The organism is Mycobacterium kyogaense (assembly GCF_003254575.1).
GTDB lineage: Bacteria > Actinomycetota > Actinomycetes > Mycobacteriales > Mycobacteriaceae > Mycobacterium > Mycobacterium kyogaense.
Genome location: NZ_QJUA01000011.1, coordinates 32,968 through 59,672 on the forward strand (window position 1 = coordinate 32,968; position 26,705 = coordinate 59,672).

At 68.5% G+C, this 26,705-nt stretch carries 26 protein-coding genes and 1 pseudogene; 20 read left to right on the forward strand and 7 right to left on the reverse strand.

Annotated elements, in window-relative coordinates:
• Positions 1–35: 35 nt before the first annotated feature.
• Entirely contained in the window at positions 36–704 is a 669-nt protein-coding gene (locus DMB80_RS10470) for a phosphodiesterase (RefSeq protein ID WP_111509799.1), read from the reverse strand.
• 78 nt (positions 705–782) lie between these two features.
• Here DMB80_RS10470 and DMB80_RS10475 point away from each other — a divergent pair, with 78 nt between their 5' ends.
• Complete coding sequence (locus DMB80_RS10475) at positions 783–2,300, forward strand: FAD-dependent oxidoreductase (protein WP_111509800.1); 1,518 nt, start codon at positions 783–785, stop codon at positions 2,298–2,300.
• A 1-nt stretch (position 2,301) separates the two neighbouring features.
• Here the strand turns inward: DMB80_RS10475 and DMB80_RS10480 are convergent, their stop codons facing one another.
• Positions 2,302–3,255, reverse strand: a complete 954-nt coding sequence (locus DMB80_RS10480; RefSeq protein WP_111509801.1) for a helix-turn-helix transcriptional regulator — start codon at positions 3,253–3,255, stop codon at positions 2,302–2,304.
• Positions 3,256–3,379: 124 nt separating this feature from the next.
• On the opposite strand from DMB80_RS10480, the gene DMB80_RS10485 reads away from it, so the two are divergent.
• Positions 3,380–4,030 carry a response regulator gene (locus tag DMB80_RS10485; protein WP_111509802.1) on the forward strand — a complete coding sequence of 217 codons (651 nt, stop codon included), beginning with the start codon at positions 3,380–3,382 and terminating at the stop codon, positions 4,028–4,030.
• 6 nt (positions 4,031–4,036) lie between these two features.
• On the forward strand, positions 4,037–5,230 hold the full coding sequence (locus tag DMB80_RS10490) for a sensor histidine kinase (RefSeq protein WP_111509803.1): 1,194 nt from the start codon (positions 4,037–4,039) through the stop codon (positions 5,228–5,230).
• Positions 5,231–5,301: 71 nt separating this feature from the next.
• On the opposite strand, the gene pntB is transcribed toward DMB80_RS10490, so the two are convergent.
• Positions 5,302–6,741, reverse strand: coding sequence for a Re/Si-specific NAD(P)(+) transhydrogenase subunit beta (gene pntB, locus DMB80_RS10495; protein ID WP_111509804.1), 1,440 nt, complete (start codon positions 6,739–6,741; stop codon positions 5,302–5,304).
• Between the two features lie 5 nt (positions 6,742–6,746).
• Complete coding sequence (locus DMB80_RS10500; RefSeq protein WP_111509805.1) at positions 6,747–8,270, reverse strand: Re/Si-specific NAD(P)(+) transhydrogenase subunit alpha; 1,524 nt, start codon at positions 8,268–8,270, stop codon at positions 6,747–6,749.
• A 200-nt stretch (positions 8,271–8,470) separates the two neighbouring features.
• On the opposite strand from DMB80_RS10500, the gene DMB80_RS10505 reads away from it, so the two are divergent.
• The 5 genes from DMB80_RS10505 (at position 8,471) to DMB80_RS10525 (ending at position 12,760) form a co-directional block, all read left to right on the forward strand.
• The gene (locus DMB80_RS10505) at positions 8,471–9,559 is read left to right on the forward strand and encodes an NAD(P)-dependent alcohol dehydrogenase (RefSeq protein WP_111509806.1); all 1,089 of its coding nucleotides are present in this window, start codon (positions 8,471–8,473) and stop codon (positions 9,557–9,559) included.
• Positions 9,560–9,625: 66 nt separating this feature from the next.
• The gene (locus DMB80_RS10510; RefSeq protein ID WP_111509807.1) at positions 9,626–10,495 is read left to right on the forward strand and encodes an ABC transporter permease; all 870 of its coding nucleotides are present in this window, start codon (positions 9,626–9,628) and stop codon (positions 10,493–10,495) included.
• Positions 10,492–11,529, forward strand: coding sequence for a taurine ABC transporter substrate-binding protein (locus tag DMB80_RS10515; protein WP_111509808.1), 1,038 nt, complete (start codon positions 10,492–10,494; stop codon positions 11,527–11,529). The genes DMB80_RS10510 and DMB80_RS10515 overlap by 4 nt, the downstream gene beginning before the upstream one ends.
• Positions 11,526–12,305: an ABC transporter ATP-binding protein gene (locus tag DMB80_RS10520; protein WP_111509809.1), complete on the forward strand. Its 780-nt coding sequence runs from the start codon at positions 11,526–11,528 to the stop codon at positions 12,303–12,305. The genes DMB80_RS10515 and DMB80_RS10520 overlap by 4 nt, the downstream gene beginning before the upstream one ends.
• 101 nt (positions 12,306–12,406) lie before the next feature.
• Complete coding sequence (locus DMB80_RS10525; RefSeq protein ID WP_240431118.1) at positions 12,407–12,760, forward strand: hypothetical protein; 354 nt, start codon at positions 12,407–12,409, stop codon at positions 12,758–12,760.
• Here DMB80_RS10525 and DMB80_RS28345 read toward each other — a convergent pair.
• A pseudogene (locus tag DMB80_RS28345) lies at positions 12,757–12,873 on the reverse strand (CAP domain-containing protein); the annotation flags it as partial. The gene DMB80_RS10525 and the pseudogene DMB80_RS28345 sit on opposite strands and share 4 nt — an antisense overlap.
• 149 nt (positions 12,874–13,022) lie before the next feature.
• On the opposite strand from DMB80_RS28345, the gene DMB80_RS10530 reads away from it, so the two are divergent.
• Complete coding sequence (locus tag DMB80_RS10530; protein ID WP_420812165.1) at positions 13,023–13,679, forward strand: TetR/AcrR family transcriptional regulator; 657 nt, start codon at positions 13,023–13,025, stop codon at positions 13,677–13,679.
• On the opposite strand, the gene DMB80_RS10535 is transcribed toward DMB80_RS10530, so the two are convergent.
• On the reverse strand, positions 13,676–14,590 hold the full coding sequence (locus DMB80_RS10535) for a M20/M25/M40 family metallo-hydrolase (RefSeq protein ID WP_111509810.1): 915 nt from the start codon (positions 14,588–14,590) through the stop codon (positions 13,676–13,678). The two genes, DMB80_RS10530 and DMB80_RS10535, sit on opposite strands and share 4 nt — an antisense overlap.
• A gap of 71 nt (positions 14,591–14,661) precedes the next feature.
• On the opposite strand from DMB80_RS10535, the gene DMB80_RS10540 reads away from it, so the two are divergent.
• The 4 genes from DMB80_RS10540 to DMB80_RS10550 are packed head-to-tail and all read left to right on the forward strand — an operon-like array spanning position 14,662 to position 16,848.
• Positions 14,662–15,420, forward strand: coding sequence for a DUF72 domain-containing protein (locus tag DMB80_RS10540; protein WP_111509875.1), 759 nt, complete (start codon positions 14,662–14,664; stop codon positions 15,418–15,420).
• A gap of 11 nt (positions 15,421–15,431) precedes the next feature.
• Positions 15,432–15,563 (forward strand): DUF3349 domain-containing protein, encoded by a 132-nt coding sequence (locus DMB80_RS28530; protein ID WP_236728532.1) that lies wholly within the window; start codon positions 15,432–15,434, stop codon positions 15,561–15,563.
• Positions 15,560–16,378, forward strand: a complete 819-nt coding sequence (locus DMB80_RS10545) for a mechanosensitive ion channel family protein (RefSeq protein WP_240431119.1) — start codon at positions 15,560–15,562, stop codon at positions 16,376–16,378. Before DMB80_RS28530 ends, DMB80_RS10545 begins: the two co-directional genes overlap by 4 nt.
• Positions 16,379–16,407: 29 nt before the next feature.
• Complete coding sequence (locus DMB80_RS10550) at positions 16,408–16,848, forward strand: SRPBCC family protein (RefSeq protein WP_111509812.1); 441 nt, start codon at positions 16,408–16,410, stop codon at positions 16,846–16,848.
• Here DMB80_RS10550 and DMB80_RS10555 read toward each other — a convergent pair.
• Positions 16,845–17,540, reverse strand: a complete 696-nt coding sequence (locus tag DMB80_RS10555; protein ID WP_111509876.1) for a GntR family transcriptional regulator — start codon at positions 17,538–17,540, stop codon at positions 16,845–16,847. The two genes, DMB80_RS10550 and DMB80_RS10555, sit on opposite strands and share 4 nt — an antisense overlap.
• 142 nt (positions 17,541–17,682) lie before the next feature.
• Between DMB80_RS10555 and fadD5 the strand changes: the two genes are divergently transcribed.
• From fadD5 to DMB80_RS10590, 7 genes are all read left to right on the forward strand, one after another.
• Complete coding sequence (fadD5, locus tag DMB80_RS10560; RefSeq protein WP_276131533.1) at positions 17,683–19,332, forward strand: fatty-acid--CoA ligase FadD5; 1,650 nt, start codon at positions 17,683–17,685, stop codon at positions 19,330–19,332.
• 219 nt (positions 19,333–19,551) lie between these two features.
• Positions 19,552–20,349: an MlaE family ABC transporter permease gene (locus DMB80_RS10565; RefSeq protein WP_048424910.1), complete on the forward strand. Its 798-nt coding sequence runs from the start codon at positions 19,552–19,554 to the stop codon at positions 20,347–20,349.
• 1 nt (position 20,350) lies between these two features.
• On the forward strand, positions 20,351–21,220 hold the full coding sequence (locus DMB80_RS10570; protein WP_048424911.1) for an MlaE family ABC transporter permease: 870 nt from the start codon (positions 20,351–20,353) through the stop codon (positions 21,218–21,220).
• A 2-nt stretch (positions 21,221–21,222) separates the two neighbouring features.
• Positions 21,223–22,440, forward strand: coding sequence for an MCE family protein (locus DMB80_RS10575; RefSeq protein ID WP_111509814.1), 1,218 nt, complete (start codon positions 21,223–21,225; stop codon positions 22,438–22,440).
• A complete protein-coding gene (locus DMB80_RS10580) occupies positions 22,437–23,468 on the forward strand; it encodes a virulence factor Mce family protein (RefSeq protein WP_048424913.1) in 1,032 nt (343 codons plus the stop codon). Before DMB80_RS10575 ends, DMB80_RS10580 begins: the two co-directional genes overlap by 4 nt.
• The gene (locus tag DMB80_RS10585) at positions 23,465–25,051 is read left to right on the forward strand and encodes a virulence factor Mce family protein (protein ID WP_048424914.1); all 1,587 of its coding nucleotides are present in this window, start codon (positions 23,465–23,467) and stop codon (positions 25,049–25,051) included. The genes DMB80_RS10580 and DMB80_RS10585 overlap by 4 nt, the downstream gene beginning before the upstream one ends.
• A 16-nt stretch (positions 25,052–25,067) precedes the next feature.
• The gene (locus DMB80_RS10590) at positions 25,068–26,702 is read left to right on the forward strand and encodes a virulence factor Mce family protein (protein ID WP_111509815.1); all 1,635 of its coding nucleotides are present in this window, start codon (positions 25,068–25,070) and stop codon (positions 26,700–26,702) included.
• Positions 26,703–26,705: the final 3 nt, after the last annotated feature.

The following is a 26,705-nucleotide window of genomic DNA, read 5'->3' on the forward strand; positions in this document are numbered from 1 at the left end:
GCGAAGTCCATGCCCGCCACGATATGACACGTGTCTCACTCCGCTCCGCGGCCCTCCCGGCTGTTGCGGTAGGCGGACTTGCGCAGTGACGTGAGCCACTGCGGCAGCAGCTCGATCTGCGCGCCGCTGCGTTGCGTCGGGTCGAACGGCTGATCGCATTCGGGCTCGTCACCGCACAGCGCGCGCTCGAATCGCAACGTCGCCAGCGGTGTGAAAGCCCCGCCGCCGCGGGCTTGCTCGACGGTGAACTCGACCGGTCCCGAGGCCAGCCGCGTACGTATCGCCTCCACCGACAATCCATCGTGGTCGACCGCGGTCACCATGTGAGCCCGCAGCCAGAACACACCACCGCGATACCCCAGCGGCATGAGCGTGGAGTACTGCGCCGCCGGCCACGTCCGCGTCGGCCGCAGCACCACCCGCGCCGTCGACGACACCATCAGCACGTCCCACGGCACCGCAGCGTCAGCGTCGCGCTGCATCCGCCACGCCAGCCCGGCGAAGTCGGGCAGAGAGCCGGGCGTGCCTGCGCCCTTGGAGATCCGGCCGACGACCTCACCGGACACCAGCGGCAGCCCCTCGCCGTCCGGGGCCACCCGCGTGACCGTCCCTGCACACAACACCCCGGCGGGGTGGAAGACGCGCCGGCTGCGCAGCGCCGAACCGGCCTTCAGGGGGAGAGTGGTCAGGTCCGAGATGCTCACCTGAAGATGTCTGCCCCGATCCGAGGCGATCAAACGTGGCACCGTTTGGCCGCACCGGCCACGGGTACACCGCGCGCCATGCCTTCACTGTGGACCGACGGCCGCCTGGAAGCCCCCACCCCGGCCAGCCAGATCGACAGCGTCACCGCCGCCGACGTCGTCGTGGTCGGCGCGGGGATCACCGGCCTGACCACCGCGCTGTTGCTGTCGCGGGCCGGTAAGTCGGTCGTCGTGGTCGAAGCCCGCCACGTGGGAGCGGCGACGACCGGCAACACCACCGGCAAGGTGAGCGTGCTGCAGGGCAGCAAGCTGGCCAGCATCGCCGGAAAGCACGGCACCGACACGTTGCGCGCCTATGTCACCGGCAACACCGAGGGCCGGGACTGGCTCGTGCGGCACTGCGAGGAACACGGGCTCAGCTACCAGCGCGAGGACGACCACGCGTACGCACAGAACGCACAGGGGCTCAGCACGGTGCGCGACGTCCACGCGGCGTGCCGCGAGGCCGGACTGGATGCGCACTGGGTCGACGAGGCCGACGTCCCGTTCCCGTTCGCCGGCGGGGTGCGGCTGCGCGATCAGGCGCAGATCGACCCGATTCCCTACCTGTCCAGCCTGGTCACCGAACTCGAACGCCACGGCGGCATCCTGCTTCAGGGGGTGCGCGCCACCTCGGTGTCGGGCAGCGGGCCGCTGCGGGTGGCCCTGCGTCGGACCGCCGGCGAACAGGACACCCGGGCCGCCGAGCACACCGTCACCGCGCAGCGCGTCGTGCTGGCCACCGGGATCCCGGTCCTCGACCGCGGCCTCTTCTTCGCTCGCATGGAGCCGAAACGCTCCTACTGCATGGCTTTTGACGTTCCCGGCGACATCACCCGATCGATGTACCTATCGGTCGACTCGCCGAGCCGCTCGGTGCGGTACGCACCCGGCGACACCGGCGACAAGCTCATCGTCGGCGGTGCCGGCCACACCGTCGGGCGGTCCTCGCACCCGAAGGACGCCGTCACCGAACTGGCGCGTTGGGCGGCCCTGCACTTCCCCGGCGCCGTACAGACCCACTACTGGTCGGCGCAGGACTACCACCCGATCGACGAACTGCCCTATGTCGGGCCGCTGCTGCCGAAGATGGAAAACATCCTCGTGGCAACGGGATTCGACAAGTGGGGGATGACCAACGGGGTGGCCGCGGCGCTGGCGCTGTCTTCCCGCATCCTCGGCGGCCGCATGGACTGGGCGGCGGCGTTCGCCAGCTGGAGCCCGCACGAACTCACCGGCATCCCGACCGCGCTGCAGCTCAACATGGAGGTCGGGTTCCAGCTCGCCAAGGGGTGGATCTCCCCGCTCACCGCGTCGTCGGAGGTTCCCGAGGAGGGGCAGGGCGTGGTCAGCGGTGCGCCGTGGAAGATGACGGCCACCAGCGTCGTCGACGGCGTCACCCGCACCGTGTCCCCGGTGTGCCCGCACCTCGGCGGCGTCGTCAACTGGAACGACTCCGACCTCGCCTGGGAGTGCCCGCTGCACGGATCCCGGTTCGCACCCGACGGCGCGCTCATCGAGGGCCCGGCCACCCGAGGGTTGACGGCATCCCAATAGCTCAGCGGCGCAACGAATCCGATGGATTGACCCCGTAGGCCCGGCGGTACATCGCCGCAAAGCGGCCGGTGTGCGCGAACCCCCAGCGGGCCGCGATGATCGACACCGTGGTGTCCGCCGGATCGGAGCGGAGCAAGTCGCGGTGGGCATGGTCGAGCCGGACGCGGCGAAGGTACTCCATCGGCGTCATGTCCAGGTGCTTGCGGAACATGTACTGCAGGGCCCGCGGCGTCACGTGGATACTCTCCGCGATGTCGGTCACCGCGACATCGCAATCGGCACTGCTCTCGATGAAAGAAATTGCACGCCTGAGTAATTCGGGTTTCGCGTCGAGGCGGTCCGTCGCCGTGAGCTCGACGGCGGCGGTCGTCGGGAACGCCTCGAGCACCACCGCCGCGAGCATCGACTCCGTCGTCGACGCCACCAGCGGGGTGACCGCAACCTCGTCGGACATCACCACATCACGGACGTAGGAGATCGCGCGGTCCAGGCGCTGGTGTGCGTCAACAGACACCGCACGGTGACCCGTCAACCGCACGCGCGCGCCGTCGACCGTCGACGCGACCCGGTCCAGCAGATCGGTGCCGAACATCGTCAGGTCGTACCGTGCGCTCAGCACCCGCCCGGAGTACGGCAGCTCGGGCGGGGAGAACAGCGTGACATCGCCGGGAGCGAACACGTCGGTCGGCTCGTCGATGAAGTTCTCCTCGATCGTCCCGTCGTGCACCCGGCACAGACAGATACGGCCCAGCGGGTCGGCGTCATAGGACATCGAGAAGCCGAGATCGAGCTCGTCATAGCTGATCTCACCCAACCAGCGACGTTCGATCCGGGCGGACGCGGTCTCACCGTCGCCCGCACCGATCGACATCTTGGTGTAGGCACGGACCAGGAAATCCTCCGTGGCCGCGAGATCACGGCTCTCGAACTCGAGATCCTCATGTGCAGTGGTCATCAGGGCCTCACGCCAACAGACAGCGGTGCCGCGGGGCCATGGCTTCGCCCCCTCAACTGCGCGCCAGTCTACCCAGTGCGGCTCGCGCGCGAGGAAACGGGACGTCGCAGGGATTCGCTGTGGAATGCTGATCGCCATGTCGGAGCGGGTCAGCGTGGTGGTCGGCGACGACCACCCGATGTTCCGCGACGGCGTGGTCCGGGCGTTGCAGTCCAGCGGCTCCATCGAGGTGGTGGCCGAGGCCGACGACGGAACCGCCGCGCTGGCCGCCATCCGCGAGCACCGGCCCCAGGTGGCGCTGCTCGACTACCGCATGCCGGGGATGGACGGCGCCGCCGTTGCCGCCGCAGTGGTCCGCGATGCACTGCCCACCCGGGTGCTGCTCATCTCCGCGCACGACGAGTCGGCGATCGTGTACCGGGCGCTGCAGGACGGGGCGGCCGGATTCCTGCCCAAGGAGTCGACCCGCAGCGAACTGGTCAACGCGGTGCTCGACTGCGCGAAGGGCCGCGACGTGGTCGCGCCGAGCCTCGCCGCGGGGCTCGCGGGCGAGATCCGGCGGCGCGCCGAACCCGACGCCCCGGCGCTCAGTCCGCGCGAACGAGAAGTCCTCGTGCTCATCGCAGGTGGCGCCAGCATTCCCGCGATGGCCAAGGAGCTGTTCCTGGCGCCGTCGACGGTGAAAACGCATGTGCAGCGGCTCTACGAGAAGCTCGGCGTGAGCGACCGGGCGGCCGCGGTCGCCGAGGCGATGCGTCGCAAACTGCTGGACTGACCCGGGATGGAGCGGGTGCGCCTCTGGCGCGACTTCCTGGCCGCCGAACCGGTGCGCGTCTCGGCGCTACTGCGACTGCCCCTGATCGCCCTGATCGGTGTGCTGGTGTGGATCTGGGATGTCGACCACTGGTTGCCACAGCTCTACGCCGCGATCCTGGGCTGCTACGCGATCGCGGCCGTGGTGTGGTTGATCGCGGTGGTGCGCGGCCCGGTGCCGCGCTGGGCCGACTGGACGTCGACGGTCATCGATCTGACGGTCATCATCGCGCTCTGCCTGGTGTCCGGTGGCGCGACCGCGGCGCTGCTCCCCGTGTTCTTCCTGCTGCCCATCTCGGTGGCGTTCCAGGACCGGCCGGGTCTCTCGGCGCTCATCGGCGGGGTGACGGCGCTCGGCTACCTCGCGGTGTGGATCTTCTACTCCAAGCGTGATGACCGCGTCGGTCTGCCCAACATGGTCTACACGCACTTCGGCTTCATGGTGTGGATGGCGGTGGCCACCACCGCGCTGAGCCTCGTGCTGGCCTGGCGCGCGGCCCGGCTGACCGCGCTGCAGGAGGTGCGCAGGCATTTGGTGTCCGAGGCGATGCAGTCCGACGAGCGACACAACCGCGAGGTCGCCGAGCACCTGCACGACGGGCCGCTGCAGACGCTGCTCGCCGCCCGGCTGGAACTCGACGAGGCCCGTGAGCGTCACGCCGACCCCGCGCTGGACCTCGTCTACACCGCGCTGCAGGAGACGGCCGCCGGGCTGCGCTCGACGGTGTCGGAGCTGCACCCGCAGGTGCTCGCGCAGCTCGGTCTCACCGCGGGCGTACGAGAGCTGTTGCGCCAGTTCCAGACTCGCCACGACGTCGACGTCATCGCCGAACTCGACGAGGTCGGCCACCCAGCGTCGCAGACGCTGATGTACCGGGCGGCCCGTGAGCTGCTCACCAACGTCGGCAAGCACGCGGGTGCCACGACGGTGAACGTCGACCTGGTGCGTTGCGGTGATCGCGTCATCCTGACCGTCGCCGACGACGGCTGTGGCTTCGATCCCGGTGTCGTCGGCCGGTCGCTGGCGGCCGGGCACATCGGACTCGGCTCGCTGCAGGCCCGGTTCGACGCGATGGGCGGATCGATGCACATCGAGTCGGCCGACGGACGTGGCAGCCGGATCGTCGCCGCGTCACCGCGGGAACCTCAGACGGTGCCGTAATTGTCCGACTCTCCCCCGCAAGCGGGAGGTGCCCCCACAACGCGGCTCGTCCCCTCGCCGCTTGATCGTCGTCAGACGGTCTGAGTCGCTCCCAAGGCGGCGTTGATCGCGTCGACCCGGTCCTTGGCATCGCCGAACAGCATCTGCGTGTTCTCCCGGAAGAACAGCGGGTTCTGCACGCCGGCGTAGCCGGAGGCCATCGACCGCTTGAACACGATGACGTTGTCGGCGTTCCACACCGTCAGCACCGGCATACCGGCGATCGGTGACCCCGGATCCTCCGACGCCGCCGGGTTGACGGTGTCGTTCGCGCCGATGACCAGCACGACCGACGTGCCGTCGAAGTCGTCGTTGATCTCGTCCATCTCGAGCACGATGTCGTAGGGCACCTTCGCCTCGGCCAGCAGCACGTTCATGTGCCCGGGCAGGCGGCCGGCGACGGGGTGGATGCCGAAGCGGACCTCGACACCACGCTCGCGCAGCTTGCGGGTCAGCTCGGCCACCCCGTACTGCGCCTGGGCGACGGCCATCCCGTAACCCGGCGTGATGATCACGCTGCTGGCGTTGGACAGCAGCTCCGCAGCGCCATCAGCGGTGATCTCGCGGTGTTCGCCGTAATCCTTGTCTTCGGACGGGCCGGCCTCGATCCCGAAGCCGCCGGCGATGACCGAGATGAACGACCGGTTCATCGCCTTGCACATGATGTAGGACAGGTAGGCACCCGAGGAGCCGACGAGCGCGCCGGTGATGATCAGCAGATCGTTGCCGAGCAGGAAGCCCGACGCCGCCGCGGCCCAGCCGGAGTAGCTGTTGAGCATCGACACCACGACGGGCATGTCGCCGCCGCCGATCGAGGCGACCAGGTGCCAGCCCAGCAGCAGCGCCAGCGCCGTGACGACGACGAGCAGCCACAGCTGCGGGTCGATCACGAACCACACCGTCAACGCCGCGAACAGCACCAGCGCGCCCACGTTCAGCGCGTTCTTGCCCGGCAGCATCATCGGCGCGCTCTTGATGCGTGCCGACAGCTTCAGGTTGGCGACGATCGAGCCGGTGAACGTCACGGCGCCGATGAACACGCCGATCACGACCTCGGCCGAGTGGATGCCGAGCATGCCCTCGCTGCCGAGCTGGACGGCCTCGGCGCCGGCGAGATCACGTTCGACATGCAGGTAGCCGTTCCAGCCGACCAGCACGGCGGCCAGGCCGACGAAGCTGTGCAGCAGCGCGATCAGCTCCGGCATGCCCGTCATCTCGACGACCTTGGCGCGCCACAGTCCGATCGCGGCGCCGATGGCCATCGCCACCACCAGCAGCGCGAGCCCCAGCGGCTCGATGTGGCGGGCCAGCGCCAGCACGATCGTCGCGACCAGCGCGATCGCCATGCCGGCGATGCCGAACGAGTTACCGGCGCGCGACGTCTCGTGCTTGGACAGGCCGGCCAGCGCCAGGATGAACAGCAGCGCGGCGACGACGTAGGCGGCAGTGGCCGCGGTTTCGAGAGTGAACATTGCTTCTAGCTCCTCGAGAACATGGCCAGCATGCGGCGGGTCACCGCGAAGCCGCCGAAGACGTTGATGCTGGCGAGCAGGATCGCGGCGAACGCGACCGCGGTGATGACGGGGTTGCCGTGTCCGATCTGCAGCAGAGCGCCGACGACAATGATGCCGGAGATCGCGTTGGTCACCGACATGAGCGGGGTGTGCAGCGCGTGGTGCACGTTGCCGATGACGTAGTAGCCGATCACGATCGCCAGCGCGAACACCGTCAGGTGGACCTGCAGCGCGGCGGGGGACAGGGCGATCAGCGCGAACAGCACGGCCGCGGCGGCGAAGGTGATGCCCAGCCGCCGGCCCATCGACATCGGTTTCTTCACGGGCTTCTGCGCAACCGGCTCGGCGGCCTTCGCGGCGGGCGCCGCGGAGACCTGCACCGGGGGCGGCGGCCAGGTGAGCTCGCCGTCGCGGACGACGGTCACCGACCGCTGCACGACATCCTGGAAATCCAGTCGAAGTTCGCCATTTTTCTCAGGCGTGACCAGCTTGAGCAGATTGACCAGGTTGGTGCCGTAGAGCTGCGACGCGGTGGCAGGCAGCCGGCCGGCGAGGTCGGTGTAGCCGATGATCGTGACGCCGTTGTCGGTGACGACGGCCTGGTCCTTGACCGTGCCCTCGACGTTGCCGCCGTTGGCGGCGGCCATGTCGACGATCACGCTGCCGGGCCGCATCGAGGCGACCATGTCGGCGGTGATGATCCGGGGCGCGGGCCGTCCGGGGATCAGCGCCGTGGTGATGATGATGTCGACGTCCTTGGCCTGGTCGGCGTACAGCGCGGCCTCGCGGGCCTTGTAGTCGTCGCCCATCTCCTTGGCGTATCCGGTCACCGACACCTCGGCCGCGGCCGGATCGACAGCCAGGTACTCACCGCCCAGGGACTTGACCTGGTCGGCCACCTCGGGACGCGGATCGGTGGCGCGCACGATGGCGCCCAGGCTGCCCGCCGCGCCGATCGCGGCGAGGCCGGCCACGCCGGCGCCGACGACGAGGACCTTGGCCGGGGGGACCTTGCCCGCCGCGGTGACCTGCCCGGTGAAGAACCGGCCGAAGCGGTGCGCGGCCTCGACCACCGCGCGATACCCGGCGATGTTGGCCATCGAGGACAGCACGTCGAGGGACTGCGCCCGCGAGATGCGGGGTACGGCGTCCATCGCCAGCACCGTGACGGGCCGCGCGGACAGCTTCTCCACCAGCTCGGGCTTGAGGGCCGGGGAGATCAGGCTGATGAGGGTGGCGCCGTCGCGCAGCAGGGCGATCTCGTAGTCGTTCGGGGCGTTGACCTTGAGGATGATGTCCCCGGCCCACGGATCACCGATGGTGGCGCCGGCCTCGGTGTACGCCGCATCGGAGAAACTGGCGGCCGCACCTGCCCCGGACTCCACGGCTACCTCGTAGCCGAGCTTGAGCAGTTGCCCGACGGTCTGCGGGGTCGCGGCGACGCGCGTCTCCCCGGGCAGGGACTCTCTCGGTATCCCGATGATCATCGATGTCGATCCGATCTAGGCTTCGCGCACCGTGCCGCCGAAGGCACGTCGCTGGACGTGGAGGTTGACAGTCTAAAGAGACTCCCCGTGCAGCTCACAACCCGGAGCAGGGTCTCCCCCGCATGGGGGAGGCGCGGGGGATAGCCTCGCCCGGTGATCCGTCGCACCCCACTTCCCGCTGTTCGACGGCTGATGTTCTGATGCCGACGACGACTGCGGCACTGTCCTACGACCCCGCCGATCCCTTCGTCCTGACCGAGGTTCACGTCGACGAACCGCGCGGTCACGAGATCCTGGTGCGCATCGAGGCGTCGGGCATCTGCCACACCGACCTGGTGAATCGGGCTGTCGGAGCGGCAGACCGGCCGGTGCTGCTCGGTCACGAGGGCGCCGGGACCGTCGAAGCGGTGGGTGAAGCGGTCGACGGGGTACGGCCCGGCGACCGGGTCGTGCTGACGTTCCGGTCCTGCGGCCGCTGCCGCAACTGCGTGGCAGACAGACCGGCGTACTGCCGCGACGCGTTGCGCCTCAACGGTTTCGGACAACGCGCCGATGGATCGGCGCGCGTGACGGCGGATGATACCCGGGTGCTCGACGGTTTCTTCGGTCAGTCCAGCCTGGCGGGTTACGCCTTGAGCACGCCGGACAACACCGTGGTGGTGGGCGCCGACGTGGATCCCGTGGTGGCGGCGCCACTCGGGTGCGGCTTCCAGACCGGGGCCGGTGCGGTGCTCAACCTGATGCGACCGCGCCCGGGCAGTTCGGTGGTCGTATTCGGCGGTGGCGCAGTCGGTTTGGCGGGACTGCTGGCCGCGCTGGCCGCCGATGCGCAGACCGTGGTGGTGATCGAACCGTCCCCGCAGCGCCGCGCCCTCGCCGAAAGCCTCGGAGCGCATGCCAGCCTGGCGCCCGGCGACGACGTCGTGGGCGCCGTGCGCGATCTCACCGGCGGAGGCGCCGACCACGCCCTGGACACCACGGGCCGTCCTGACGTCCTCGCCGACGCCGTCGCCGCACTGGCCGTCGGCGGATCGGCGGTGGCGGTCGGGTTGGGCGCCGGGGTGCCCGCGATCGACCTGCGGGACCTCGTGCTGCGCGGCAAGACTGTGCACGGCTGCCTGGAGGGCGACTCGGTACCTGTGACGTTCATCCCACGGCTGCTCGAGCTGCACGCCGACGGTCGGCTGCCGATCGACCGGCTGATCACGGCGTTTCCGCACACCGAGGTCAACGACGCCCTGGCGGCACAGCACAGCGGCGATGTCGTCAAACCCGTGCTCACCTGGTGAACAGCACTTAACTTCGCGCTGAGCACAGCGCTTCTCAGAAGCTGACGTGTCCGTCAGCATCTGCCGGTGTCTGTTTTCGTCGACATCACGCCCGAGGGTGCCGAGACCGCGACCCCGGTCGTCGATGCGCGCCCGCGCGGCGGTCGGTGGCGGTCCCGGCTGACCCGGGCCGCGCTGCCGCTCCTCTCCGTCGTCGTCTTCGGCGTGGTGTGGCAGCTCGCCGCGGCCAGTGGCATCTGGAACCAGACGTTCGTGCCCTACCCCGCCACGGTGTGGCGCGCCTTCCTCGACGTCTCCACGACGCACGACGGGACCCGCGGCTACGCCGGATACCTGCTGTGGGAGCACCTCTACATGACCCTGCGCCGGGTGCTCGCCGGCGTCGTGATCGGCGTGGCGCTCGGCGTCGTGCTCGGGTTGCTGATGGGCTCGGTGAGTTGGCTGCGTTCCGTGCTGGAACCGTGGTTGACGTTCCTGCGGGCGCTGCCGCCGCTGGCCTACTTCTTCCTGCTCATCATCTGGCTCGGCATCGACGAGGCACCCAAGATCACGCTGCTGGCACTGGCGGCCCTACCGCCCGCCGCCGTGGCAACCACGGCCGCCGTCGTCGCCGCGCCCGTCGCGCTGCAGGAAGCCGCCCGCGCTCTCGGTGCGACACGGCGGCAGGTGATCCGCGACGTCGTCATCCCGTCGGCCCTGCCCGAGACGTTCACCGGGATTCGGCTGGCCGTCGGGATGGCGTACTCGTCGGTGGTCGCCGCGGAGCTGTTCAACGGCATTCCCGGGATCGGCGGCCTCGTCAAAGACGCGAGCAACTACAACAACACCCCCGTCGTGCTGGTCGGCATCTTCGCGATCGGCTTCTCGGGTCTGGTCATCGACGGTCTTCTGCGTGCCCTGGAGCGGCGCGCAGTCCCCTGGAGAGGAAAAGTATGAAGCTGAAATGGTCACTGGCCGTGCTGATCACGGCACTGATCTCGGTGCTGACGCTGAGCGGCTGCTCGGTCGACAACAGCGGTCAGGATGCGTCCAAGGAGACGATCCGCATCGGCTACCAGGCCTTCCCCAGCGGTGACCTGATCGTCAAGAACAAGCGCTGGCTCGAGGACGCGCTGCCCGACTACAACATCAAGTGGACGAAGTTCGACTCCGGCGCCGACGTCAACACCGCGTTCATCGCCAAGGAACTCGATTTCGGCGCGCTGGGGTCGAGCCCGGTGGCGCGCGGCCTCTCGGCTCCGCTCAACATCCCCTACAAGGTGGCGTTCGTGCTCGACGTCGCGGGTGACAACGAGGCGCTGGTCGCCCGCAACGGCAGCGGCGTCGACACGATCGCCCAGCTGAAGGGCAAGCGCATCGGCACACCGTTCGCGTCGACCGCGCACTACAGCCTACTCGCAGCATTGAACCAGAACGGGTTGTCGCCCAACGACGTTCAGCTCGTCGATCTGCAACCGCAGGCCATCCTCGCGGCCTGGGAGCGCGGTGACATCGACGCGGCCTACACCTGGCTGCCGACGCTGGACGAGTTGCGCAAGACCGGCAAGGACCTGATCACCAGCCGCCAGTTGGCCAAGGACGGGAAGCCGACCCTGGACCTCGGCGCCGTCTCCGACGATTTCGCAGCCAAGCACTCAGACGTCGTCGACGTCTGGCGTCAGCAGGAGGCGCGTGCGCTGTCGTTGATCCAGAGCGATCCCCAGGCAGCCGCCACGGCGATCGCCGCCGAAATCGGGCTGACCCCGGATGCGGTCGCCGGGCAGCTCAAGCAGGGCGTGTACCTGACGCCCCAACAGGTTGCGTCGCCGGAATGGCTTGGCGCAGAGGGAAAGCCGGGCAACATCGCGGTGAACCTGCAGAGCGCGTCGCAGTTCCTCGCCGAGCAGAAGCAGATCCCGTCGGCGGCCAACCTGCAGACCTTCCAGGATGCGATCTACACCAAGGGTCTGCCGGATGTTCTCGCTCCATGACCGCGACCACTGACACGGCGATCCGGGTCAACGCGGTCTCGCACCGATACGGCAGCGGCCGGAACGCGGTGACTGCGGTCGGCCCGGTCGATCTGACCATCGAGCCCGGCTCCTTCGTCGTACTCGTCGGCGCATCGGGGTGTGGCAAGTCCACGCTGCTGCGACTGCTCGCCGGCTTCGAGACGCCGACCCAGGGCTCGGTCGAGATCGGCGGTGCGCCACCGAGTCCCGGCGTCAGCGCGGGCGTGGTGTTCCAACAGCCGCGGCTGTTCCCGTGGCGGACCGTGGGCGGCAACGTGGAGCTGGCGCTCACCTACGCGAAGGTGCCGCGTGAGCGACGGGCCGAGCGGCGCGAACAACTGCTCGACCGGGTGGGGTTGTCCGGCATGGCACATCGCCGCATCTGGGAGATCAGCGGCGGTCAGCAGCAACGAGTCGCGATCGCTCGGGCACTCGCCGCGGAGACACCGCTGTTCCTGCTCGACGAGCCGTTCGCCGCGCTCGACGCGCTAACGCGTGAGCGGCTGCAGGAGGACGTGCGAGCGGTGAGCGCCGAATCCGGTCGCACCACCGTGTTCGTCACGCACAGCGCCGACGAGGCGGCGTTCCTGGGCTCGCGGATCATCGTGCTCAGCCGCCGGCCGGGGCAGGTCGCGCTGGACATCCCGGTGGACCTGCCGCGCTCGGGTGTCGATCCCGACGAATTGCGGCGATCCCCGGAGTACGGCCGGTTGCGCGCCGAGGTCGGCCGGGCGGTCAAAGCCGCAGCGGCCTGACGATCCTGAGGCTGGGTCTCGAAACGGCACCGATCCCGCAACGACATCGACCGGACCGGTGCGCCCACTGGCCTGTGAGCCGCACGATGATCGGCGTGAGCATGGTGGTCGAGCGAGGTCTGGCGAGATGTCCGCGGTGCGTGTCGATGGCGGACTACGTCTTCATCGAATCCGTTCCGCACGGGATGCGCTACGAGGTGCGATGCCGCAAGTGCGGGGAGCGCTACTCCGAGGACATGTGGCCCACGCCCGGCGCGGAATTGGTGCGTGTCGACCGTCCGCTGCTGTGGCCACCCGACCGTGAGCCGGTGCCGCCGCGAGACTGGGTCGCCGACATTCGGGGCCATGTGTCAGCGGCGGTGCTCTGGAGCCGTGCCGAACTCGACGAAATGGTGCGACTCACTCGCACGATTGCGCCCAAACGTCGGTTTGGGCGAATGGTGGCGGCGGACTAGACCGGCGGGTACGCCGGTGGCGGGTACACGCCGCGCAGGATCCAGGCGAACCAGTTGATGCCGTACTCGAGCTCGTCGCTCGCGTCGTAATCGGGATTCGGGTCCACCGCAATACCTCCGTCGGGCTGGCGTGCACGCTTGCGACGAGTCTAGACCGGACGAGACCGCGGTCACAGGGCAACCACCTAGACTGAACCAACCAGTTAGTGGAGCGTGGGCCGGTCGGTCCCTTTTAGAGTGAGTCACCATGTCTGAGACCGCTGTGCCGTCCGGCGCGGGCAACGGGATGTCCCGGCGCGAAGAGTTGTTGTCTGTGGCCACCCGGCTGTTCGCCGCACGCGGATATCACGGCACCCGGATGGACGACGTCGCCGACGCCGTCGGGCTGAACAAGGCGACCGTCTACCACTACTACGCGAGCAAGTCGCTCATCCTCTACGACATCTACAAGGGTGCCGCGGACTTCACCGTCGGCGCACTCCACGACGATCCGTCGGCGTCGGCACGCGAGACGATCTACCACTTCACCCGGCGCCTGCTGGTCGGGATCGCCGGCGACATCGAACGCGCCGCCGTGTACTTCCAAGAGGGCCCCTACATCACCGAGTGGTTCACCGAGGAGCAGGTGGCCTACATCCGGGAGAAGGAAACCCAGGTCTACGAGCACGTGCGCGACGTCATCGACCGCGGCATCGCCAGCGGCGAGTTCTACGAGTGCGATTCCCACGTCCTCGCGCTCGGCTACATCGGGATGACCCTGGGGTCCTACCGCTGGCTGCGCCCACACGGCCGCCGCACCGCCCAGGAGATCGCCGTCGAGTTCAGCACAGCGCTGCTGCGTGGCCTCATCCGTGACGAAGCGGTGCGGGAGACCACCCCTCTCGGCGTGGACCAGGCCCAGGCCAGCTCGGGCGCCTAGCCGGACGGCCGACGCAGGAACTCGCGCAGCACGGCGGCCATCGCGGGAATCGCGGTTTTTGCGATCACCTCGTAGCCGTGCGTGCTCAGCGTCGGCAGGCACAGCAGTCCGGCCCGGGGAGTGTGCCCGTTCGCCTTCGCGTGGGATGCGTCGGATTCGAAGGCGCCCAGCACCGCGGCCTGCGGTGCGAGCCCCAACTCGTCGGCGACGTCCATCAATCGGTCGGCCACAGCCTTGTCGTACACGCACAGGGCGTCGCTGTAGGCGACGATCGGACCGCCGCTGACCCGCGTGCCGTACTCCGGTTCGGTCGGGCCGACCTCCAGCGCCAGGGTCAGCTCACCCGGCAGCGTTCGGCTGGCGTAGCCACCCCCGACCCCGCCGACCTCCTCGTCGGTGGTGAACACCAGGTACACATCGTCCGCGGGCGCGGGTCCGGCGCGCAGCTCGCGGGCGGCGCACAGCAGCGCCGTGACGGCGGCACGGTCATCCAGGAAGTAGCAGCCGAGATAGTCGTCACCGACGTCGACGGCGGTACGTCTGGTCCGGTCGACGCACACGCGGGTGCCCGGCTCGATGCCGGCCTGGCGCAGCCCGTCCGCGTCCAGTCCGGTGAAGACGTACACGTCGGGCCAATCCAAGGCCTTGCCGCCCTGGTCCGGTTTCGTCCGCCAGATCCGGGGGCTCTCCTGGGTGGTGTGCTCGGAGCCCAGAGCGAGGACCCCGCACACCGTCGTGTGCCGGCCCAGCACGGCGACCGCTCCCAGGCCGAAGTTGCCCGGATACATCGTGCCCAGCGGGGTGAGCTCTCGCCGGCAGACGTCCCGCACCGCGTCCTCCTGGCCGCACGGCCCGTAGGCGAACAGCAGCTCCTGAAGCAGCGGTCGGTAGTCCGACCTCGTCGCGGTCACGGCGTAGCGATTTCCGATGCCGTGAACTTCAAACGGTGCTGATCATGAAACGGCGGGGTACCCGCGCAGGCGTGACGATCCGCGTCGGCACCTCGGGGTGGTCCTACAACCACTGGATCGGCGTGCTCTACGAACGAGGGCTGCCGGCAGCGCAGCGCCTGGGGCGGTACGCCGCCGAGTTCGACACCGTCGAACTCAACGGCAGCTTCTACCGGTGGTCGCCGGATGCCTGGTTCGCCCGGTGGCGTGACCAGGTCCCGCCCGGGTTCCTGATGGCCGTCAAAGCGCCCAGGGGCCTGACGCACGCACGCCGCCTGAGGTCCCCCGAGATCTGGGTGGAGCGGCTGCACCGCGGGTGGGGCGAGCTCGGCGACCGTGCCGGCCCGCTGCTGGTGCAGCTGCCGCCGACGATGGAGCGCGACGCGGAGACACTCCAGCGGCTCGATCACTTCCTGGACGTCATGCCGGCCGCGATCCCGGTCGCCGTCGAATTCCGGCATCCGTCGTGGCACGAGTCGGCGGCCGCGTTCGACGTGCTGGAACGGCACGCGGCGGCCTACGTGGTGATGAGCGGCTCCGGACTGCCGTGCGTCCTGCGCGCGACGGCGCCGTTCGTGTACGTGAGGCTGCACGGCCCGGACCCCGGCGCGCTCTACGGCGGCTCCTACAGCGGCGACGACCTGCGCTGGTGGGCCGACCGGGTACGGGAATGGGACGCCCAGGGCCGCGATGTTCTCGTCTACTTCAACAACGATCTCGGCGGCAACGCCGTCCGCAACGCACGGGACCTCAAGACCGCCCTGGGTTTGGGGGCACCCGCTCCGGGGTAGACCATGCGGCCATGAAGGCCCCACGGATCCTCACGCGAGCGCGCGCCTACGTGCGCGCGGGTTACCCCGCCGCCGCTCCGCGGCACGGATACGTTGCCGCGCTGGCGCTGCTTCCGCCGACGACGCGGAGCGCCGGGCGCTGATCGACACCGTCATCCGGTGGCTGCTCACCACCGGACTGCACATCGCGCTCGTCGTCGTGTTCGCCGTGCTCGTCACCCGGGCCATCCGTGCGATCGCCCGCCGCGTCAGCCGCCGGTTGGGAACCCGCGACGACGCCGAGCATTCGCAGAGCTCCAGACATCGTCAGGCCCTGGTGTCCGTGCTCGCTTCGGTGGCGATCACGCTTCTCTACACCGGCGTCGCGCTCGACGTCGCGGCCCGACTGGGTTTCCCGATCGGTTCGCTCGTCGCCCCGGCCGCTGTGCTCGGCGGTGCGCTCGGATTCGGTGCGCAGCGCATCGTCGGCGATCTCCTCAGCGGATTCTTCGTGATCACCGAGAAGCAGTACGGCTTCGGCGATCTGGTCGAGCTGACGATCACCGGCGGCGGCACCGCGCGCGGCACGGTCGAAGCGGTCACGCTGCGGGTGACCCGGCTGCGCACCGGTGACGGGGAGGTCTACACGATCCCCAACGGCACGATCGTCAAGTCCCTGAACCTGTCCAAGGACTGGGCGCGCGCCGTCATCGACATCCCGCTGCCCGCGACCGCGGACATCGTCGCTGTCAACGACGTGCTGCGCGACGTGTCGGCACAGGCGCTGCGCACCGATCGCCTCGCGCACCTGCTGCTCGACGAGCCCCAGGTGATGGGCGTCGAAAGCATCCAGGTGGACACGATCAACGTGCAGATGGTGGCGCGCACCCTGCCCGGCAAGCAGTTCGAGGTCGGCCGGGAACTGAGGGCGCTCGTCGTTCCCGCGCTGCGCCGGGAGGGCATCGCCACGCCGGTATGAGGTGAGTGCGAAGTCGCTATGCTCACCCGATGCCGCTGGTGAGTAAAACCGTGGAGGTCGCAGCCCCCGCCGAGTCGATCATGGCGATCGTCGCCGATTTCGAGGCGTACCCGCAGTGGAACGAGGAGATCAAGGGCTGCTGGGTCCTCGCCCGCTACCCCGACGGCAGACCCAGCCAGCTGCGTCTCGACGTGGTCGTGCAGGGCCAGGCCGGCACGTTCATCACCGCGGTCTACTACCCGGGCGAGAACCAGATCTTCACGATGCTGCAGCAGGGCGATCACTTCGAGAAGCAGGAGCAGAAGTTCTCCGTGGTGGCCATGGGGCCGACGTCGCTGCTCACCGTGGACCTCGACGTCGAGACCACCCTGCCGCTGCCGAAACCGATGGTGAAGAAGGCGATCGGCGACACCCTCGACTATCTCGCCGGGAACCTGAAAACGCGTGCCGAACAGCTGGCTGCGACTTAGGGAGAAGACCCCCACAGACCGACTCCGTCGAGGTATTCCAAAAGCCGCGCCAATCCGTCGGTGAACTGGTCCTCGGTCAGGCGCGTCACCGTGGCGACGTCGCGCCTGCGCAGCGCGTCGATCAGCACCTCGTGACCGGCCACCACGTCAGCGCCCCAGCGGGGGTCCGAGGCGAACACGTGCGGCGGCAGGTAGCGGCTGGCGTGCAACAGGAACCAGGCCAGCTTGATCCGTCCGGAGGCACGGTTGACGGCGCGGTGGAATGCGAACTCGGCCGCCACGATGCCATCGGCGTCGTCCCGGTGCACGGCATCGGCCAGCTTGGCATTGAGCTCGGTGAGCTCGTCGATCTGGGATTCGGTGATACGCAAGGTCGTGGTGGCGGCCAGTTCCCGCGCGATCGTGGACTGCATCCAGAAGATGTCTTCGATATCGGTGCGCGACAGCGGCACCACGCGGTGACCCCGATGTGGCTCGAGTTCGACCATGCCCTCGCCCCGCAGCGTCCGCAGGGCTTCGCGCACGGGGGTGATGCTCACACCGAGGCGAGCAGCGGTCTCGTCGAGCCGAACGAAGGTGTCCGGGCGCAGCGCGCCGGTCACGATCTCCGTGCGCAGCCGGCCGGCGACCTCGTCGGACAGCTGTTCCCGCCGAACCCTGCCGGACGGCGGGAGACCGGCCGGAGCTGACATGGCGATGACGCCCTTCCCCCGAGGGTGCGCGACGGGTTGTCCCGACGGCGCCTTGGCCATAGTGTGACCCAGGCAACACAATGTTTGATCAAATATCATCACCGCGCAACTCACGAATTCGAAGGACGACGGAGCGATCCTGGTGACATCCGATCTGGAGCAGCCGTATCTGGCCCGCAGGCAGAACTGGGCCAATCAGCTCTCCCGGCACGCGCTGATGCAACCGCAGAACACCGCGCTGCGGTTCCTCGGCGCCACCACCACCTGGGCCGAGCTCGATCGCCGCGTCACCGCCCTGGCCGGGGCCTTGCATCAACGAGGCGTCGGCGCCGGGGACCGCGTGCTGATCCTGATGCTCAATCGGCCGGAGTTCATCGAGGCGACGATCGCGGTCAACAAGCTCGGCGCGATCGCGGTTCCGGTGAACTTCCGGATGACGCCGCCGGAGATCGCGTTCCTCGTCTCGGACTGCGGCGCGTCGATCGTCGTGACCGAACCCGTCCTCGCCGGTGTGGCGACCGCGGTGCGTGACCTGGACGCCACGCTGCAGACGGTCGTCGTCGCCGGCGGCGAGACCGGACAGGGGGTGCTCGGGTACGAGGACCTGCTCGCCGAGAACGCGTCGTGTCCGGCCGTCGACGTGCCGGACGACTCGCCGGCGCTGATCATGTACACCTCCGGCACCACCGGCCGGCCCAAGGGTGCCGTGCTCACCCACAACAACCTGGCCGGGCAGGCGATGACCCACCTGTTCACCAACGGCGCCGACCTCAACCGCGACATCGGGTTCGTCGGCGTGCCGCTGTTCCACATCGCGGGTGTCGGCAACACGATCGTCGGACTGCTTCTCGGCCGGCCGACCGTGCTCTACCCGCTCGGCGCCTTCGACCCGGACCAGCTTCTCGACGTGCTCGCCGCGGAGAAGGTGACGGGCATCTTCCTGGTGCCGGCCCAGTGGCAGGCGGTCTGCGCCGCGCAGCGCGCTCGTCCGCGCGACCTGACGCTGCGGGTGTTGTCCTGGGGCGCCGCACCCGCCTCGGACACGCTGCTGCGCGAGATGGCCGACACGTTCCCGGGCGCGGCCATCCTCGCCGCGTTCGGGCAGACGGAGATGTCGCCGGTGACCTGCATGCTGTTGGGCGAGGACGCGCTGCGCAAGCTCGGCTCGGTGGGCAAGGTGATTCCCACGGTGTCGGCCCGCGTCGTCGACGACGAGATGAACGACGTGCCCGTGGGCCAGGTCGGCGAGATCGTCTACCGCGCCCCGACGCTGATGGCCGGCTACTGGAACAACCCCGACGCCACCGCGGAGGCCTTCGCCGGGGGCTGGTTTCACTCCGGGGATCTGGTTCGGCAGGACGCCGAGGGCTACATCTGGGTCGTCGACCGCAAGAAGGACATGATCATCTCCGGCGGGGAGAACATCTACTGCGCCGAGGTGGAGAACGCGCTCGCCGCACACCCGGACATCGCCGAGGCCGCCGTGATCGGCCGCCCGGACCCGAAGTGGGGGGAGGTGCCCGTTGCTGTGGTAGCCCTGCGAACTTCGCTGACATCGGCTGGGAACGCGCCGCTGTCGCTGGCCGACCTCGACGCGTTCCTCACCGAGCGGTTGGCCCGCTACAAGCACCCCCGCGTCCTCGAAATCATCGAGACGCTGCCCCGCAACCCGGCCGGCAAGGTGCTCAAGACGGAGCTGCGGAATCGCTTCGGATACACCCCAGCGACGGAGTCTGAGATTGACGCCGACGAAAGTTCCACGCGGACAACGGTTTCGACGGGGCAGCAGTGAGGCCAACAGGTAGGGGGAGCCAGTGCTAACGGTTGAGTGCGCAATCCCGCCGATGCGGTACGCGGCGTCCCTGACATCGGGTACAGTCCGGTGGTCCGTCTTACTACCGACCGGTAGTAAGACGTGGCTCACACGTCTGGGGTCGGGGCTGGAAGGGAGCGTGCGACAGGTGCTGCCGGTGCGCTACATCTCCGACGATTGCGTCGCGGGGACTTCGCGGTGACGACGAATTCCAACCTGACGGGCTACGTGCGCGATCAGGTCAGGCCCGCGCTGACAGCGGTCGGCGGATTCGTCCGCATGTGCGTGCTGGTCGGCAAGGCCCTGCTGCGGCCGCCGTTCCAGTGGCGCGAGTTCATCTTGCAGAGCTGGTTCCTGCTGCGCGTCGCGTTCCTGCCCACCGTCGCGGTGTCCATCCCGCTGACGGTGCTGCTCATCTTCACGCTGAACATCCTGCTCACCGAGTTCGGCGCGGCCGACATCTCCGGCGCCGGTGCGGCCCTGGGTGCGGTCACCCAGCTCGGCCCGCTGGTCACCGTGCTGGTGGTCGCCGGCGCCGGGTCCACCGCGATCTGCGCCGACCTCGGCGCCCGCACCATCCGCGAGGAGATCGACGCCCTCGAGGTGCTCGGCATCGACCCGATCCACCGCCTGGTGGTGCCCCGCGTGATCGCCTCCACGTTCGTCGCGATGCTGCTCAACGGCGCGGTCATCACGATCGGCCTGGTCGGCGGCTTCGTCTTCGGTGTGTATCTGCAGAACGTGTCGGCCGGTGCCTACGTGTCGACGCTGACCCTGGTCACCGGGTTGCCCGAGGTCCTCATCTCGCTGATCAAGGCGCTCACCTTCGGGCTGATCGCCGGGCTGGTCGGCTGCTACCGCGGGCTCACCTGCGCCGGCGGCGCCAAGGGCGTCGGAACCGCGGTGAACGAGACGCTGGTGCTGTGCGTCATCGCGCTGTTCGCCGTCAACGTGGTGCTGACCACCATCGGCGTCAAATTCGGAACGGGGAGCTGACATGTCCACTGGCGCTGTCCTGCGCTCGCGGTTCCCCCGCGGAGTCGCCACCGCTCAGAAGGTGGCCGGTGCGCCCGCCCGCGGGCTGGACTCGATGGGCCACGTCGCCTGGTTCGTGGTCACCGCGGTCGGCTCCATCGGCCACGCCGTCCGCTACTACCGCAAAGAGATGCTGCGCCTGGTCGCCGAGATCGGCATGGGCACCGGTGCCATGGCCGTCATCGGTGGCACCGTCGCCATCGTCGGCTTCGTCACCCTGTCGGGATCCTCACTGGTCGCCATCCAGGGCTTCGCATCACTGGGCAACATCGGTGTCGAGGCGTTCACCGGCTTCTTCGCGGCGCTGATCAACGTCCGGATCGCCGCTCCGGTCGTCGCCGGGCAGGCGCTGGCAGCCACCGTCGGCGCCGGCGCCACCGCGGAGCTGGGCGCCATGCGCATCAGCGAAGAGATCGACGCCCTCGAGGTGATGGGCATCAAGTCCATCTCCTACCTGGTGTCGACGCGCATCGTGGCCGGCTTCGTGGTCATCATCCCGCTGTACGCGATGGCGATCATCATGAGTTTCATCTCGGCGCAGGTCACGACGACGCTGATCTACGGGCAGTCGACCGGAACCTACGAGCATTACTTCCGCACGTTCCTGCGCCCCGACGACGTGTTCTGGTCGTTCGTCCAGGCCGTCATCATCTCGGTCATCGTCATGCTGAACCACTGCTACTACGGCTTCTACGCCAGCGGCGGTCCGGTCGGCGTCGGTGAGGCTGTCGGCCGGTCGATGCGCGCCTCGCTCATCGCGATCGTCTGTGTGGTCCTGTTCGCCTCGTTGGCGCTCTACGGCGTCGATCCGAACTTCAACCTGACGGTGTAGCCATGACCGCACCCATGAACACCAAGCGCACGCCGCCGTACAAGCTCGCGGGTCTCGTCATGGCACTCGTGGCGATCGTCGTCCTGGTGCTGGTCTTCTTCCAGTTCCGCGGGGACTTCCTCCCACGCACGCAGCTGACGATGATGGCCGCCCGGTCCGGCCTGTCCATGGACCCGGGCGCCAAGGTCACCTACAACGGTGTCGAGATCGGCCGGGTCGGCGAGGTCGAGCAGGTCACCGTCGGTGAGGAGCCGCGGGCGAAGATCCTGCTCGAGGTCGACCCCAAGTACCTCGGCCTGATCCCGCAGAACGTCACCGCCGACATCAGCGCGACGACGGTGTTCGGCAACAAGTACGTGTCGTTCTCATCGCCGGACAATCCGTCCCCGCAGCGGATCAACAGCTCCGACGTCATCGACGTCACCAAGGTCACCACCGAGTTCAACACCCTGTTCGAGACCGTGGTGTCGGTTGCCGGTCAGGTCGACCCGATCAAGTTGAACCAGACGCTGACCGCGACGGCACAGGCGCTCAGCGGGCTCGGCGACCGGTTCGGTCAGTCGATCGTCAACGGGAATCAGATCCTCGACGAGATCAACCCGCAGATGCCGCAGTTGCGCCGCGACAACCAGCTTCTCGCCGACTTGGCCGACGTGTACGCCGATGCATCACCCGACCTGTTCGACGGCCTGCAGAACGCGGTGACCACCGCGCGCACCCTCAACGAGCAGCAGGGCAACGTCGACCAGGCGTTGATGGCCGCGGTCGGATTCGGCAACAACGGCGGCGACATCTTCGAGCGCGGCGGCCCGTACCTGCAGCGCGGCCTCAAGGACCTGGTGCCCACCTCGGCGCTGCTGGACAAGTACAGCCCCGCGCTGTTCTGCACCATCCGCAACTACCACGACGTGGAGCCGAAGGTCGCCGCCTCGCTGGGCGGTAACGGCTACTCGCTGCGCACCCACTCGGAGTTGATCGGGCTGGGCGCCGGTAACGCCTACGTCTATCCCGACAACCTGCCGCGGGTGAACGCCAAGGGTGGGCCCGAGGGCCGCCCCGGCTGCTGGCAGCCCGTCACCCGCGATCTGTGGCCGTCGCCGTACCTGGTGATGGACACCGGAGCGTCGATCGCGCCGTACAACCACCTGGAACTGGGCCAGCCGCTGCTCACCGAGTACGTCTGGGGCCGCCAAGTCGGGGAGCACACGATCAACCCATGAAAATCACCGGAACCGCGATCAAGCTGGGGGCGTTCTCCCTGGTGCTGCTGCTGTTCACCGCGCTCATCATCGTGGTGTTCGGGCAGATGCGCTTCGACCGCACCAACAGCTACTCCGCGATCTTCACCAACACCAGCGGCCTGCGCTCCGGGCAGTTCGTCCGTGCGTCGGGCGTGGAGGTCGGCAAGGTCAAGGACGTGAAGCTGATCGACGGGGGCAGCAAGGCCCAGGTCGACTTCGACGTGGACCGCTCACTCGATCTGTTCGACGAGACCACCGCATCGGTCCGCTACCTGAACCTGATCGGTGACCGCTACCTCGAGCTCAAGCGCGGTGACAGCAACACCCGGCTGCAGCCCGGCGGCACGATCCCGGTCGAGCGCACCGAGCCGGCCCTCGACCTCGACGCACTGATCGGCGGCTTCCGCCCGGTGTTCCAGTCGCTCGATCCGGAGAAGGTCAACACGATCGCGCAGTCGATCGTGACGGTCTTCCAGGGTCAGGGCGGCACCATCAACGACATTCTGGATCAGACCGCGTCGCTGACGTCCGCGCTGGCCGATCGGGACCAGGCGATCGGAGAGGTGATCAACAACCTGAACACCGTGCTGGCCACCACGGTCAAGCACCAGCAGCAGTTCGACGACACGGTCAAGAACTTCGAGACCCTGATCACCGGACTGAAGAATCGGGCCGATCCGATCGCCAAGTCGGTGGCAGACATCAGCGATGCCGCCGGCACGATCGCCGACCTGCTGGCCGACAACCGGCCACTGCTGCAGCAGACCACCAGCAAGCTCGAGATCCTCCAGCAGCCGCTGGTCGATCAGAAGGATCAGCTCAACGACCTGCTGGTCCGCGTCCCGACCGCGCTGAAGATCATCGGCCGGGCGGGCGGCATCTACGGTGACTTCTTCAACTTCTACGCCTGCGACGTGACGCTCAAGCTCAACGGGCTCCAGCCCGGTGGGCCGGTGCGCACGGTCAAGGTGTGGAGCCAGCCCTCGGGTAGGTGCACACCGCAATGAGAGTCCTCGAGGGTTCCAACCGCGTCCGCAGCGGGTTGATGGGCGTCATCCTGCTGATCGTCGTGATCGGTGTCGGGCAGAGCTTCACCAGCGTGCCGATGCTGTTCGCGACACCCACCTATTACGCCGAGTTCTCCGACACCGGCGGCATCAACAGCGGGGACAAGGTGCGCATCGCCGGCGTCGACGTCGGTTTGGTGCGGTCGACGGAGATCTCCGGCGACAAGGTCGTGATCGGGTTCGGGCTCGGCGGCACCGAGATCGGTACCCGCAGCCGTGCCTCGATCCGGACCGACACGATCCTGGGCCGCCGCAACATCGAGATCGAGCCGCGTGGCGATGAGCCACTGCAGGCCAACGGCGTCCTGCCGCTGGGCCAGACCTCGACGCCGTATCAGATCTACGACGCGTTCAACGACCTGAGCAACTCCGCATCCGGCTGGGACACCAAGACGGTGCGCGACTCGCTCAACGTGCTGTCGGAGACGATCGACCAGACCTACCCCCACCTGTCCGCCGCGCTCGACGGAGTGGCCCGCTTCTCCGACACCATCGGCAAGCGTGACGACCAGATCAAGCAGCTGCTGAGCAACGCCAACCGCGTGGCCGGCGTGCTGGGCAATCGCAGCGAGCAGATCAACGCGCTGTTCGTCAACGCGCAGACGCTGCTCGCGGCGGTCAACGAGCGCAATTACGCCGTCAGCCAGCTGCTGGAGCGGGTGGGCAAGTTCTCCACCCAGGTCAAGGGCTTCATCGACGACAACCCGAACCTCAACCATGTGCTCGAGCAGCTGCGCACCATCAGCGACGTGCTCAACGAGCGCAAGTTCGATCTCGTCGACGTGCTGACCACGCTCTCGAAGTTCACCGCGTCGCTGGGTGAGGCGATCGCGTCGGGGCCCTACTTCAAGGTGATGTTGGCCAACCTAGCGCCGTACTGGATTCTGCAGCCCTATGTCGACGCGGCGTTCAAGAAGCGCGGCATCGATCCCCAGCAGTTCTGGCGCAACGCCGGTCTGCCCGCGTTCCGGTTCCCGGACCCCAACGGCACCGGCTTCACCAACGGCGCGCCGCCGCCGGCGCCGACCCCGCTCGAAGGCACCCCGGACAGTCAAGCGGGACCAGCTGTCGTGGCCGGCTCGCCGTGCTCGTACACCCCGCCCGCGGACGGCCTGCCCAGCCCGGCCAATCCGCTCCCGTGCGCCGGTCTGTCCGTCGGCCCCTACGGCGACAACCCGTACGGCCCGAACTACGAAGGCCAGGGTCCCAACGTCGCGACGTCGGCGCCGAACCCGAACGGGCCGCAGCCCGCTCCGGGTGTGCCGGCCGCCGCGATCCCGGGTCAGCTGTCCCCGAACGTGCCCGGGGCGATGCCGCCGCTGCCGCCTGCCCCGCCCGGGGCTCGCACGGTGCCGTTGGCGCCGCAGCCGTCGGCGCCGGACTTCACTCCCGGCATCGCGCCGCTGCCGCCGGCCCTCAACGGACCGCCGCCGCCGCCCGGTCCGGGTCCGCAGCCGGCCCCGGCGGGCCAGCCGCTGCTGCCGGGCAATCCGCCGTTCCTGCCGCCGGGCTCGCAAGGTTAAGGGGGTGCAGAGCTAGATGTCGACGATCTTCAACATCCGAAACCTGAAGAGGCCGGGCGTATCCCGAACGGCACTGGTGATCGGCACCGTGGTGCTGATCGCCGCGATCGTGGCCGCCTTCTTCGGTTGGAAGGCCTATCAGCGGCTGACGAAGAACACCGTCACCGCCTACTTCACCCAGACCCTGGCGCTGTATCCGGGGGACAAGGTCCAGATCATGGGGGTGCAGGTCGGCAAGATCGAGGCGATCGAGCCCGACGGCGACAAGATGAAGGTGACCTTCAACTACGACAAGAAGTTCAAGGTCCCCGCCAACGCGACCGCCTCGATCCTGAACCCGAGCCTGGTGGCCTCCCGCACCATCCAGCTCGCTCCGCCCTACACCGGCGGGCCCGTGCTGGAGAACGGCGCCGTCATCAATCTCGATCGCACGCAGGTGCCGGTCGAGTACGACGATCTGCGCGATTCGTTGGACAAACTGCTCACCGACCTCGGACCGACCAAGGAACAGCCCAAGGGGCCGTTCGGCGACATCATCGAGTCCGCGGCCGACGGTTTCGCCGGCAAGGGTGAGCAGCTGAACAAGACCCTCAAGGGCCTCTCGGACGCGCTGTACGCCCTCAACGAGGGCCGTGGTGACCTGTTCAGCGTCGTCAAGAGCCTCGCGCTGTTCGTCAACGCGCTCTACAAGAGCGATCAGCAGTTCGTGGCGCTCAACAACGACCTCGCCAAGTTCACCAACGCGTTCACCAACACCGACCGCGAGGTGGCCAACGCACTGCAGGACCTGAACCAATTGCTCGCCACGACAAGGGATTTCATCGGTAAGAACGGCGAGGTGCTGGCGCACGACGTCGACAACCTGGCCGATGTGACGAACGCGATCCTGCAGCCGGAGCCTCGTGACGGTCTGGAGACCGGCCTGCACGTGTTCCCGAACCTGGGTGCCAACGTCGTGAACATCTCGGCACCGAACTCGGGCGGCATCGTCGGTATGCCGGTGATCAACAACTTCGCGAACCCGATGCAGTTCATCTGCAGCGCGATCCAGGCCGGTAGCCGCCTCGGCTATCAGGAGTCCTCCGAGCTGTGCGCGCAGTACCTGGGCCCAATCCTGGACGCGATCAAGTTCAACTACCTGCCGTTCGGTGCGAACCAGCTGCAGGCGGCGATGACGTTGCCCAAGCAGATCGCGTACTCCGAGCCCCGGCTGCAGCCGCCGCCGGGATACAAGGACACGACCGTGCCCGGCATCTTCTCCAGGGACACCCTGTTCTCCCACGGCAACCACGAGCCCGGCTGGGTCGTCGCGCCCGGAATGCAGGGCGTCGAGGTGCAGCCGTTCACCCAGAACATGCTGACCCCGGAATCGTTGTCCGAGTTGATGGGTGGCCCCGACATCGTCGCTCCGCCGGCTCCGCCCGCATTCGGTGTGAACAACGGCCGGCTGCCCGGCCCGCCGAATGCCTACAACGAGAACAACCCGCTGCCCCCGCCGTGGTACCCGCAGCCGGGTCCCCCGCCGGCACCCGCACCGGGTGTCATCCCGGGTGATCCGCTGGGGGCGATCTCGCCGGCGGCGCCTGGCCCCGCGCCTGCGCCTGCGGCGGCACCGTCGGGACCATTGCTGCCGGCTGAGTCGGGAGGCTGAACG

Excerpts from the sequence above, each read along its gene's own strand:
- DMB80_RS10475 (WP_111509800.1), top strand. The coding sequence starts at position 783 with ATGCCTTCACTGTGGACCGACGGCCGCCTGGAAGCCCCCACCCCGGCC.
- DMB80_RS10480 (WP_111509801.1), bottom strand. The coding sequence starts at position 3,255 with ATGACCACTGCACATGAGGATCTCGAGTTCGAGAGCCGTGATCTCGCG.
- DMB80_RS10485 (WP_111509802.1), top strand. The coding sequence starts at position 3,380 with ATGCTGATCGCCATGTCGGAGCGGGTCAGCGTGGTGGTCGGCGACGAC.
- DMB80_RS10490 (WP_111509803.1), top strand. The coding sequence starts at position 4,037 with ATGGAGCGGGTGCGCCTCTGGCGCGACTTCCTGGCCGCCGAACCGGTG.
- pntB (WP_111509804.1), bottom strand. The coding sequence starts at position 6,741 with ATGTTCACTCTCGAAACCGCGGCCACTGCCGCCTACGTCGTCGCCGCG.
- DMB80_RS10500 (WP_111509805.1), bottom strand. The coding sequence starts at position 8,270 with ATGATCATCGGGATACCGAGAGAGTCCCTGCCCGGGGAGACGCGCGTC.
- DMB80_RS10505 (WP_111509806.1), top strand. The coding sequence starts at position 8,471 with ATGCCGACGACGACTGCGGCACTGTCCTACGACCCCGCCGATCCCTTC.
- DMB80_RS10515 (WP_111509808.1), top strand. The coding sequence starts at position 10,492 with ATGAAGCTGAAATGGTCACTGGCCGTGCTGATCACGGCACTGATCTCG.
- DMB80_RS10520 (WP_111509809.1), top strand. The coding sequence starts at position 11,526 with ATGACCGCGACCACTGACACGGCGATCCGGGTCAACGCGGTCTCGCAC.
- DMB80_RS10525 (WP_240431118.1), top strand. The coding sequence starts at position 12,407 with ATGGTGGTCGAGCGAGGTCTGGCGAGATGTCCGCGGTGCGTGTCGATG.
- DMB80_RS28530 (WP_236728532.1), top strand. The coding sequence starts at position 15,432 with ATGAAGGCCCCACGGATCCTCACGCGAGCGCGCGCCTACGTGCGCGCG.
- DMB80_RS10550 (WP_111509812.1), top strand. The coding sequence starts at position 16,408 with ATGCCGCTGGTGAGTAAAACCGTGGAGGTCGCAGCCCCCGCCGAGTCG.
- DMB80_RS10555 (WP_111509876.1), bottom strand. The coding sequence starts at position 17,540 with ATGTCAGCTCCGGCCGGTCTCCCGCCGTCCGGCAGGGTTCGGCGGGAA.
- DMB80_RS10570 (WP_048424911.1), top strand. The coding sequence starts at position 20,351 with ATGTCCACTGGCGCTGTCCTGCGCTCGCGGTTCCCCCGCGGAGTCGCC.
- DMB80_RS10575 (WP_111509814.1), top strand. The coding sequence starts at position 21,223 with ATGACCGCACCCATGAACACCAAGCGCACGCCGCCGTACAAGCTCGCG.
- DMB80_RS10580 (WP_048424913.1), top strand. The coding sequence starts at position 22,437 with ATGAAAATCACCGGAACCGCGATCAAGCTGGGGGCGTTCTCCCTGGTG.
- DMB80_RS10585 (WP_048424914.1), top strand. The coding sequence starts at position 23,465 with ATGAGAGTCCTCGAGGGTTCCAACCGCGTCCGCAGCGGGTTGATGGGC.
- DMB80_RS10590 (WP_111509815.1), top strand. The coding sequence starts at position 25,068 with ATGTCGACGATCTTCAACATCCGAAACCTGAAGAGGCCGGGCGTATCC.